Source organism: Methylophaga sp. UBA2496 (assembly GCF_002341635.1).
Lineage (GTDB): Bacteria > Pseudomonadota > Gammaproteobacteria > Nitrosococcales > Methylophagaceae > Methylophaga.
The window spans coordinates 319,861-331,052 of record NZ_DDOK01000005.1; the positions used below are offsets into that span (position 1 = coordinate 319,861).

Annotated in this window: 9 protein-coding genes; 3 read left to right on the forward strand and 6 right to left on the reverse strand. The window is 38.4% G+C overall.

Annotation, left to right across the window (positions count from 1 at the left end):
- Window positions 1-9: 9 nt before the first annotated feature.
- From B2W60_RS08685 to B2W60_RS08710, 6 genes are all read right to left on the reverse strand, one after another.
- The gene (locus B2W60_RS08685) at window positions 10-963 is read right to left on the reverse strand and encodes a hypothetical protein (RefSeq protein ID WP_292359663.1); all 954 of its coding nucleotides are present in this window, start codon (window positions 961-963) and stop codon (window positions 10-12) included.
- A 369-nt stretch (window positions 964-1,332) separates the two neighbouring features.
- Entirely contained in the window at window positions 1,333-3,438 is a 2,106-nt protein-coding gene (locus tag B2W60_RS08690) for a TniQ family protein (RefSeq protein WP_292359661.1), read from the reverse strand.
- Window positions 3,435-4,376 (reverse strand): TniB family NTP-binding protein, encoded by a 942-nt coding sequence (locus B2W60_RS08695; RefSeq protein WP_136553336.1) that lies wholly within the window; start codon window positions 4,374-4,376, stop codon window positions 3,435-3,437. Before B2W60_RS08695 ends, B2W60_RS08690 begins: the two co-directional genes overlap by 4 nt.
- Before the next feature lie 9 nt (window positions 4,377-4,385).
- Window positions 4,386-6,293 (reverse strand): DDE-type integrase/transposase/recombinase, encoded by a 1,908-nt coding sequence (locus tag B2W60_RS08700; RefSeq protein WP_292359659.1) that lies wholly within the window; start codon window positions 6,291-6,293, stop codon window positions 4,386-4,388.
- Complete coding sequence (locus B2W60_RS08705; protein WP_168800157.1) at window positions 6,280-6,963, reverse strand: TnsA endonuclease N-terminal domain-containing protein; 684 nt, start codon at window positions 6,961-6,963, stop codon at window positions 6,280-6,282. Before B2W60_RS08705 ends, B2W60_RS08700 begins: the two co-directional genes overlap by 14 nt.
- Before the next feature lie 356 nt (window positions 6,964-7,319).
- On the reverse strand, window positions 7,320-7,670 hold the full coding sequence (locus B2W60_RS08710; RefSeq protein WP_136553342.1) for an SOS response-associated peptidase family protein: 351 nt from the start codon (window positions 7,668-7,670) through the stop codon (window positions 7,320-7,322).
- A 573-nt stretch (window positions 7,671-8,243) separates the two neighbouring features.
- On the opposite strand from B2W60_RS08710, the gene B2W60_RS08715 reads away from it, so the two are divergent.
- From B2W60_RS08715 to B2W60_RS08725, 3 genes are all read left to right on the forward strand, one after another.
- A complete protein-coding gene (locus B2W60_RS08715; protein ID WP_136553344.1) occupies window positions 8,244-8,702 on the forward strand; it encodes a hypothetical protein in 459 nt (152 codons plus the stop codon).
- 64 nt (window positions 8,703-8,766) lie between these two features.
- On the forward strand, window positions 8,767-10,065 hold the full coding sequence (locus B2W60_RS08720; protein WP_136553345.1) for a TolC family protein: 1,299 nt from the start codon (window positions 8,767-8,769) through the stop codon (window positions 10,063-10,065).
- Between the two features lie 23 nt (window positions 10,066-10,088).
- Window positions 10,089-11,189: an efflux RND transporter periplasmic adaptor subunit gene (locus B2W60_RS08725; protein WP_292359655.1), complete on the forward strand. Its 1,101-nt coding sequence runs from the start codon at window positions 10,089-10,091 to the stop codon at window positions 11,187-11,189.
- Window positions 11,190-11,192 lie beyond the last annotated feature (3 nt).

Below are 11,192 nucleotides of genomic sequence, written 5' to 3' on the forward strand. Positions count from 1 at the left end.
TTCTCAAAATTATGCCGCAAGTTTAAAGTTTCTGTTCTGAAACTCTTTACTAATAGCTTTATCAAAATCTGACAGAATTGTATGAGCATTTGAAGCATTTTTCTTAATTAAGTGATGCTCAATTATTTTTAATCTTTCATCTCTATTTTTTGTCAATAAAGTTGTCATTAAAATATTTTTTTGATCAGTAAAGTTTATGTACTCAGATTTGGCTCTTTCGAGTGATTTTTCAATTTCATTTGTATAGGATAATATTTTTGACCATTTCTTAAGTTGCTTTAGGTTTTGTTTATTATCAGCCTTAATAATGGGCAAAGTATGGGTAAGCTCTTTCATTAAACTAAATATATGCCCAATATTATCTTGGTAATTCCATATAAATGTCCCTTTGATATTACCAATATTTTCATTTGTCCAATGGTGTTCTGTCCTACCCATATTGTCAGTTTCACTATAATCGACACTAATTGTAACGGTAGTACTTTTACTTTTAGCCATATTTTGTAGTGATTTTTTTGCGCATTTTGGATAAGTATTTATCAGGAAACGAATTTTTTCTCCTATGTTTTTGATTTGATTTTCTAATTCCTTAAGACTTTCCTTATTAATAGAATCTAATTGTTTTGTAATACTTGATACCAATACATCAACATCAACATCATTTTTTAACTTATTTCTTTGAACTAAAAATGTTTCATTGAGATTGAAATATATGTCACCACATTCACCTCCAATTATTGCTTCTTTACCACTTTTGGTTTGGACAAGATAACCATTCATAAAGTGGTGATTACAGGTGTTTTGTTTTTTTTGAATTTGGCATTTAGTTAACTTTTCTTCATTTTTCGGAAGACGTATTAAACATATTAGTGATCTGAAGTCTTCATGTGTAACTTTGTGACTTAACTCAAATCTTTCTCTTTCTAATATTTCTTGATAATTAGTAACTACTAAATTATTCATAGAGATATTCCTTAATATAAAAAAGCCGACATAAAGTCGGCTTTTAACTGTCCTTAACATTAAATATGAAAAACTAACCAGATTATAATCAAGGCGTTGTAGTTATAAATAACATATAAAATAAGAAATATTTAACATTTAAAAGGGGGTTTTTGCGAGAAAGTAACACTAAAGAGGAGAAAATATTAAAAAATATTTATTTGAGGTTTTAGAGGCACATTAGGTTGCAATTCATGACTTAATGTAACGATGCTACATTAAATAGGAAATGTCAAGTAAGTGTTATATGTATATGATTTAATATTTATTGTTGTAAATTATGTAATCTTTACAAGACATTATTGTTCGAAATTTTATACATGCGTTTTGTTAAAATTTATAGTTTTTAACGTCGTTCCAATAAAGAAGTATCATTTCGGTATCGCACAAGTAATCTTTTTTACTCACAATAGGGAATCTGTTGCTTTTGACTAAATTGTGAAAATGCTTATCTGGTGCACTACGGAATTTATCAGCCTCTGAGCAGGTACAGAAAATTGATACGTGATCGTTAATTTTCTTCTGATCATCAAGGGACAAAAGTTGATTATCAATACTTAGCGTTAGTGGTTGTACATACTTGGTAGTAATGAAGAGTCTAGTAAGATGCCATTTATTTATCCCTAGTTCTGTGGCCAGATCCCCAAGCTCCTTGGCTTTGCTAAACCATTGCAGCGTTTTGTCGTATGAATCTTGGCTATAAACTCTGCGCTTGTCATTTATGTCATCTAAGGGAATCTGATTCAGTAGCCCATATTTTTCGATTTTAATGATTTTATTCACAGCAATACCTAACAATTTAGCAATCGCTTTCGCAGTCAAATGTTGTGGTGTATTGCTTCTACTGTACTTTGTATTATGTGAGTATCGTTCACGGTAGTCTGAGTATCTGATACTGAATAGATCATTTCTTTCAACTTCATCTCTGACGTATAGAGGTGTTAGTGTTCCATCTATTTTTGGACCTGATACTTCATTAATCTTTTTAGCCCTAAGCCTGTTAACAATGTCTCGAGGATCAATCTGATACTTACGGGCTAAACTGGCTGCGAAAACATATTTCTTATCAAATATTTCTATATCTTGTGTATGAAAAAAGGGCTGAGTTGCAACCGTAAGATAAGGCTCCAAAAATTCAGTTTTGGAAATACTTCTAATAGCATCAGGGTAAACATTAAGGTACATAGCGGCCTGTGATGACGTCATTAAATCAGGTCGGTCCATCTTTAAATTGCTGATAGATGGTATTTCTATCAAAAAAATGCCTGTAAGCCCTTTGGCTTGATTTACTTTAACAGTTGAAATTTTGCCAGATTGCACATCTTTTAATTTTTCGATCAGTGAATTTCCTGGGGCCGTGTATGAAATAGGCTGAAGCTTATCAGTCTCTTTTATGGCTTCTGATGTAGGAATAAACTTCCTGAAGAATTGACACATATTTTCATATGGAAAAACTTTCGATTTGCGAGTATCAGTACTAGATGCATGGATGAGTTGATTCTGGCATAGCTTGTTAAGTGTGCCACTTGAGATTTCCAAGCAAATCATTGCTTCTGTTGTGGTTAGATATTTTGACTTACATTCACAATTTTTACACTTAGACGGATAATCCTCTGAAAACTGCAGGAGGGAGTCGCTAACCTTTTTTTCTATATCTTCGTATCCAAGAGCAATTAATGGAGAAATCAGAACGCGTACTGGGATCCCGGGATATTTTTTTTGTTCGTCCAGAAGATAATTAGTAAAGACATCACTCTCTCCATCCAGCATTCTGACAGCCTGGTTAAGCAAATTATTTCTTTCGATTTTATCGGCAGATCTATGATGTCTTAATGCCTTTAATACACCCAGTAATTTACCCAGATAATGAGTCTCTGATTTATTGATAGCAAGAGCCACTCGCTCTGCACCGTCACAATTTAAGACGAGTGGTGCATCATTCTCTGTTACGGGGCAATTACATGACTTATGGCCAGTATTACGCCAATTGAAGGGTCTACTGCATGTTGTGCACGAATATTGAAGGTATGTTTTATGTTTAATGCACACATCGACAACACTAATATCGAAAGCTGCAGATATATGGTTGTTGTCTTTAAGACATTGCCAACAAATATGATGACACTTTGAACGTAAAAGTTTAAAGGGCACTCTATTTTCATGGATAATAATATCTGATGTTTTTGTTACCCCTTTGATTTGCTTATAAAAAGCATCCATGATGTTGTCAGAAGTTTTATCATGAATGGCAACAAGTTTCTCTACAATATCTGACTTACCTAGTAAAGTATTTTGATAAGCTGGATTTGTATTAGCACCAAGTCTCACTGCTAACTCGCCGATAGTGGTATATCCATTATAAAATGCTGTTCTTAAAAGGTATCCCCTTGGGCTTTCTCCCTTTATGAACAAGCCAAGATATGGCAAATCTTTCATGAGACTCTGATGAGTATTTTTTCTTGTTCTGCAGCAGAAAGATTAAATGGGTTTTCGTCAGTGAGCCGAAAGTTAAGTCTCATTCCTTGCACTGCTTCTATGAAATCTTCGAGGATAACGTCATCTCTGTCATTTTTAAGAGCCCTATACAATGCACTAGTAAACATTTGACGTATAGATCGCATATTGCCACCTGTAGCTAAGTAAATGGCAGTTAGGTTAGGAGGTTGACTGAGTTGAGGCATGGAATTAACTTTTGCATGTTCTACACAAGCATTACTCAGTGCATCAATAACTTTTGATAAATATCGATATTTATTTTTCGCATAAGAGATATTAGTTAACTTTGCCCGAACCGGATAGCGACCAGACAGCTGAGGATGTGCATCAATCAACTCTTCGCATTCAGACATTCCCGATATAATGACGGGGGTTTTAGTTGTTTCTGTCAGGATTTTAACCCAATCTGTGACACTGTCTTTGCTATTTTTCGCACCTTTAGAAAGCAGGTGTTGAAATTCATCTAAAAAAATCACTTTTGTTTCACATGTTGATATAAGTCTGCTTACTCTCTTAGTAAGTTCAGTCGCCGAACCGCCAGTATCACCACAATCTAGATGTTTAAGCATTTCGATTGCGAGTGATTTTATGGTGGCATCAGCGGGAACGACACAGTGATATGCTGGAACTTGTTTAACTATTGCATCTTCACGTTCTATAGATACTGAATCAACCGTATATGAATGCATCAATGTCTTGATGATAGTCGTTTTACCTGTACCAGTTGAACCCGTAAGGACAGCTGACAGGCATTCACCCGTACTATTGGTTTGAGAAATTGAATCTTTAACTTTTTCCATGGCTTCCCTATAAATAGGATGTACATATACAAAGCGAGAAAAATTTCTAAGCCTGTCATCATTACTTAAATTGGTCATTGTCACTTCCTAGAGCAAGAATCCATCATCAGGAAAATCTGTTACATCAAATTCATCTTCTTCTGAATTAGTCCTATATGAAGGACTAGCTTTAAAAGAATCTAAAAATTCACTGTTATCGTCAGTGAGTAACTGTTGTGCTTTTTCCATTTTAGATACTTTTTTTCGTGCACTCTTATGTTTGGTGGATTGCTCTCTGATTTCTTCATGTAGGGCGATACGATTTAAAACAAGCTCTTTTTCCAAGTCAGTATCTTTGAATTTCCCGCGTTGCTTTAAAAGATTGAACTCGAATAGAGATAACGATTCTTGAAAAAAGGGGCGAGTAGCAAAAGCCTCATAGAATATGGATTTATCATGAGGATCTTTAATCCAAATTGTGGATAAATCACTACTGTCGTATAAAACCTCCACTGGTTTAGGTTTACCTCTGCTCTTCGATTTTTCTGAGATTATTGGTACCGATGGACCTGTCCAAGTTAATCCAAACATTTTTACTCGAGAATCGGTTATTACTCTTTGGGTAGTACTTCTGGAAATCGTATTCAGTGTTTCATGATCGTATCTGATGGTCGGGAGTTTTTTATGCTCTTCTCGCCAAAGAGATATGGGGGCTCTATCTTCTATACCGCTATGACCTTCAAGGTGGTAAACACCATCCACCCATTTAGCAAATAACTTACGAAGTTGGTTCAGTGTTAGAGACGCTTTTTTTTCAGAATCATAATTACCGCGTAAAGCTGGACTGGAGAATGTCTTACCTTTGATCTTGTCTAAAAATTTGTTGTTCACAGTTTTAAAAAAACTTTCAACGAACGCTTTTTGGTTGGGTGTCCCAGGTGGATTAATTAATATGGTAGTACCAGTGTATTTTGCGAAACTACTCAATGATTCATTAATAAACTCAGAGCCATTATCTATAACGAGTTCGATAGGAAGCCCACCTACTTCACGGGCAGTTGCGTCTGATCCAGCATGTTTCAATGTCCTAAGTGTCTTTTCAGCGCATCCAGGAATAAAAGATAAATCCCACCCAAGTACACATCTTGAGTACACATCGATTATGGGTAGAAGGTAAGGGTGACCAACCACTGCTGAATTTTCATCAAGCACCATGATGTCCAGAGGAGTTGTATCTATTTCAGTACGCAGACACAATTGGCTTTTATAATGAAGCGATCTTCCGTAATCAAATCGTTTTCTGGCGGTTTTTGCTCCATATCTTGCCGTAGCCACTGTCATCGGATGTATCTTTTTAATTTCTCTAAGAAAACTCATCAATGAAGGAATTGAAATCTGTTTGTCTGGGGGAAGTGATAAGTTTTTATAGTGCAGGCTATCTGAGAAAATGACATAGACAGATTGCATTGAAGGCCTTTCTGATACCAAATACTCATTGTTGATAATTTCATGCATTAATTCCAAGACATCATCATCAATACGCCTTTTGCGAGTTACCTTTTTTTTGTCATGAACAGAAAGTTGGCTTGCTGGGTTAAAGTTTGAATCGCGATATGCCACCACCCACCTATTAAGTGTTGAAAATGAAGGTGGATTCTTATCATAGAGTTCTTTTGCGGTGAGCTCAATGAACTGTTTGAAGTATCTTTTGGGGATAATTGATCCAAAAGTCATCCTTACTTTTTCGACGTAACTTAGCCTACGCTGGAAAGTTTCTTTTTTTTGTGGTGTTAATGAAGTGAAATAGACCGCATCCGTAATATCTGAGAGAGCTTTTTTAACAAGCTTTAACTTTCCTTCAGAAAATAGCTTTTCAAAATTTTCAGACTTGAGAGACCGTTGTCTTTTGTACTCTAGACTCCTTAGGAGGTAGTAGTTGTCATCAATGCCCGATAATTCGTATGTGGTAGCACCAAGTTTATAATGTGCCCCAACAATATGATTAAAAGTATTCACTGGGCAGCTCCACTATGGTGTGTTCATTAATTATCTCTTGAGATATATGTTTTGGATTACCTAAGAAGAGTGCTTTTCTGATCGCTAATTCTGATGGACCATCTGCAATTGCCCGAAGATCTTTAACAGTACAATTATTACCTAATTGCAAAATGGTATTTTTCAGTACTGTGAAGGCTTCGTCACTGCATAAGTGCATGCCTTGATAAAGCATTTGGATATTAGTCAATAACGGCTCTTGACGTATCTTTGATTCAGGAACAACGATGAGTTTTTTACCAATGTTATTTAAATTAATCTTGATTTCATGCAGTCTGTCTACCATTTCTTCATCATCAGTCCATACATCAGGCTTGGTATCAACGTATCTTGATGAATTGTCTGCATAGTGCACGAGAAAGTCTGGGGTATAGGTTGTTTTTTTTCCTAGGATGATGAAATTAAAAGTTTCAGGTTGGCACATATATCCAGTTACGTTTCGGTCATACTCCAGACGTAATGCATAGTCTTTCTCTATTGAGCTCTCACAGCTGAATGTCCTTTGATTCTTGTATGACGAAAAGTGGTAAATCGAAAAACCCAATCGACCTTTCTTGTGATGTCTGGCCTGATCAGCATCCCTGATTTCATCCTGAAGATTTTCCATTTTTATTGTTATTTTGCTATCCATTCGCATAATTTCACACATTTTAAATGGTTAAGCAATTTAATAGTGATTATTGTGACCAAATTTACTTTTTAGTTATTAACAAGTCATGCTTGTATCTTCATGGGGAAATTACAGCTCGCCCAAGCCTGTTTTCCCAAGATAATTAAAAGGACATGGTATGAATCAAGTATTTACACAATGGGCACTGTCAGATTTTAGCGGCTGCGATAATGGGGGTATTGAAGCTGGAAACGCTACTAATCCCTCAATTTGGCTAATGGGAATTGAGCACGGAACTTACATTCGTAATAGTCAAACGCGGACCAAACTTCTAATAAGAATTACTCTATCGCCTTACAACGACGCTGGCCATATAATCAAAAAGTATTCAAGCTCTTAGCAGCACTAGGAATGATGCAGTGCCTGCCTTTATTCCATGCATCACGAAAGCTCGGTTTGCTATCGGCTGTTTCAGAATGGGCATTGAAGGTATTGCGTGCAATTTTGGTATCTTTAGCCCAATGAGGAATTAGACCAAAGTTACCCACCAATAACTCGTTATGTGGGACAGCTTCATCACCTACGTCAGCAAACGCATGTTTGCGTATGAAGGGACCGACATAAGTCGGCCAGAGGCTGTTTTTTAAATCTAATGGTAGTTCGGGCTCGACCCCAAAAAAGGTTTCGAGCTTGTTTTTATCAAGTAATGGGACGAAATGGGAACACATGTTTTGATAGTACCAGTAAATTTAGTGCTGCTTAGAACATTCAATGCATAATGCTTTTTTTAATGGAAATAATACTAACCAATGTTTTTTGTTCTAATTTTTATATTTAGCGTTGAAGTATTTGCACAACCTCCGGTAACTTTCTAACAGGCAAAAACTCTTGCTAAAAAGCAAATCTATTTTGATCGCAATGATATAGGAACTACTTATTGTTCCTGCCAATGGAAATGGGTTGGGCAGACTGGTGGTCGAGTAGATTTTAAATCTCGTGGGTATAGCGTGTGAGCCGAAGGGCAGCGAAATCGTGCGAAGCGGATTGAATGGGAGCACATCATAAGTGGACTTAGCAACATGTTATCTATTCATAATTAGCTGCTTTAGTTGAAAATATGAATACATAACACTTTCTGAATTTCTATAGCTCAAGATCCTTCAGCCAATACATTTCTCTCGCTTTAGTATTAGCGAATTATTAAGTGTCTTAGTTTTGTTTATTGATCCGGAAACCCCGAGCATAAGATCTCATACATTATTAAAAATCATTACAAACTTTATGTTTGTTAGATAAAAATAGTGACAGCCTTTCACCAGGCTAAGCAGACAACTTTTAATTTTGCCAATCTTTTGGGAACTAAGTTATTATCATGTAAACTAATAAGTCTGAGTACAGCAATAAAATTTAACGAAATGTCAGTAAAATTCATTATCAACATGCTCATCCTCATGATTGTGATGCAATCAGGCATAGTTGCGGCTGACGTTCATATTTCTGATTCAGCGACACCACATGAACATCAGTTTGTTCTTGATGATTCCAATGCAATTCAACAAGCGAACAATGCGTCTTCGCATGATGCACAAAGTACCGGCGATTGTGACTTTTGTATGCATTGTAAGTGTTCACATTTTATCGCCATCTTCAATATTGATGGAATTGATGTTGCTGCTAATCCAGACAATTATTTCAACCTCCACCCTAGATCGCCAAAACCTGACTTTACAGTCAGTATGTATCGCCCTCCGAGATCTTGAACTGCTGATGTTTTTGCGGACTTAACGTAAGTCCGTTGTTTGCAGTTAAACAGGATCTAATTTCATGAAAATACACTTTGATCGCACTACAAATGTGCGTGCGCCTGCTATCCGTGCATTGCTTTGTTCGATGCTGGTTGCCTTTTCTGTCTCACCGGTTATTGCCGATAACATTCAACAAACGAAAACGTTGAGTTTAAACAAGGCCATGCAACAAACACTGGCGCAACATCCGGCATTACAGGTTTTTCCAATTCGTCAGCAACAACTTGAAGCCCAGAAAAAAACGGCCAATCTCAAACCGGCATATGTTGTTGGTGCTGAGATTGAAAATTTCGCTGGCACCAGCGAACTAAGCGGTATCAAGTCACTGGAAACCACGGTCACTCTCTCCTCTGTCGTTGAACTGGGTGATAAAAGATTGTCCCGTGTTGAACTGGTGGAACAACAAAGCGATGTTGTCCGTGTTGATCGCAAAATAAAAGCGCTGGACTTGCTAGGTCAGGTAACACGACAATTTATTGAAGTGCTCAATAGCCAGGAGCGTGTAAAGCTAGCCGAGACGGGGCTGGAACTGGCGCAAACAACATTAACGGAAGTGAATAAACGTGTAGGTGCTGCCGTCGCGGCTGAAGCAGATTTGGGCCGCGCCGAAGCTTCTGTTAATCAGGCTGAACTGATACTGGCTGCCGAAAAACGTCAGCTGGAAGCCAACAAAGTGGTACTCGCTAATTTGTGGGGGAGTTATCAGCCTAATTTTGAGACCGCCACAGGCTCATTGTTTGCCTTTAGCGAGGCAATGTCATTTGAAGCCCTATTTAATCAGGCCCAGCAAAATCCGCAACTGGAACGTTTCGCTGCAGAAACGCGGGTTCGTGATGCACAAGTACGTCTTGCCAGAACTCAGCAAGTTGCAGATATGACCTGGTCAGTTGGGATCAGGCGCGATGAAGGACTGAATGATTCGGCGTTAGTTGCTGGTGTGTCAATGCCTTTGTTCAGTCGCCAGCGAGCGCAAGGTGATATTGAATCAGCATTGGCCGCGCGTAATGAAGTCAGCTATCGCCGTCAGGATATGCTATTGCAACTTCATGCTCAGCTTTATCGGGCTTATTCCGGGCGTGAACAAGCAATTGCAAGTATTTCCAAGTTGCAACAACAGATTATCCCCAAACTCACTAAAAGTCTGGAGCAAACGCAAACCGGTTATCAACGGGGACTCTACAGTTATCTGGAATTTCTTACCGTCAGGCAAGACCTGCTAGGTGCCAGACGTAGTGTCATTGAGGCTGCAACTGCTGCATTGCTATACCAGACCGAAATCGAACAACTCACCGCCGAACCGCTGACAGCTGCAGAGTAAGCAATATGAATCAGGACAAATCTATGTTTAATAAACCACATTTCGTTTTTTTACCCATACGCAGCCTGCTATCAGTAGCAGCACTAATATTGCTCATCATGTCACCTGCCATAGCTGAAGATGGTCATGCGATTGAGGCTCAGCAATCAGATCAACAAGCGCAAGCCCAGCTAGCAGAATCAAATGAGCAGCATGGTCATGAGTCAACGCAAGATAAAGATAACCATGATGAATTGATGCCAAAAGAGGATGAACATGATCATAGCGCTGAATCAAAACCCGAAGAAGAAGGGCATGCTCACGCTGAGGATGAAGGTAGTGAGCATGTAGAAATGGATGCCGATATGGCTCAAAAACACGGTGTGGTAACTGCAGAAGTTACTGCCGGGCAAATATCTGTCACCTCCAAATTATACGGGAGAGTGGTTTTATCACCTGATGAGATAAGTCAAGTCAGCGCACGTTTTCCGGGTCTAATCACCCGCGTTAATGTGAATTTCGGTGATACGGTCAAAAAAGGTCAGCTATTAGCCAGTGTTGAGTCAAACAACAGCTTACAGAGTTATAACGTCACCGCGCCCATCTCAGGTGTCATTACAGCAAAAGATGCCAATACCGGCGAAGTCGCGGCAGATCAAAATCTTTTTACCATTACCAATACCCAATCACTTTGGGCTGAACTCAAAGTCTTTCCGGGACAGGCCATGAAGATAAAACCTGGTCAGAAAGTGCGTCTGTTACATAACAACACATTTTATGAATCGACGATAAAGCAACTGCTGCCAAGCAAAGATAATGCCCCTTATCGGATTGCCCGCGTCGCACTTGATAATCAGCAGCAAGTCTGGTTTCCGGGGTTGCTCGTTGAGGCTGATGCCATTACCGAGCAAACACAAGTCAATCTCAGAATTCCTAACAGTGCCATACAACAGTTTGAAGGCGCGTCTGTCGCTTTTGTCAAAGTAGGCAAGCAATATCAAGTCAGGCCATTACAACTGGGTCTTAACGATGGTCAATTCAGTGAGGTTATATCCGGACTCCGGCAGGGCGATGACATCGTCGTTGAAAATAGCTATCTGATTAAAGCTGATCTGGAAAAAGCCGGCGCAGCTCACGCTCACTGATTT

Bases quoted from the DNA above. Each gene is read 5' to 3' on its own strand.
- B2W60_RS08685 (WP_292359663.1), bottom strand. From the start codon at position 963: ATGAATAATTTAGTAGTTACTAATTATCAAGAAATATTAGAAAGAGAA.
- B2W60_RS08690 (WP_292359661.1), bottom strand. From the start codon at position 3,438: ATGAAAGATTTGCCATATCTTGGCTTGTTCATAAAGGGAGAAAGCCCA.
- B2W60_RS08695 (WP_136553336.1), bottom strand. From the start codon at position 4,376: ATGACCAATTTAAGTAATGATGACAGGCTTAGAAATTTTTCTCGCTTT.
- B2W60_RS08705 (WP_168800157.1), bottom strand. From the start codon at position 6,963: ATGGATAGCAAAATAACAATAAAAATGGAAAATCTTCAGGATGAAATC.
- B2W60_RS08710 (WP_136553342.1), bottom strand. From the start codon at position 7,670: ATGTGTTCCCATTTCGTCCCATTACTTGATAAAAACAAGCTCGAAACC.
- B2W60_RS08720 (WP_136553345.1), top strand. From the start codon at position 8,767: ATGAAAATACACTTTGATCGCACTACAAATGTGCGTGCGCCTGCTATC.
- B2W60_RS08725 (WP_292359655.1), top strand. From the start codon at position 10,089: ATGTTTAATAAACCACATTTCGTTTTTTTACCCATACGCAGCCTGCTA.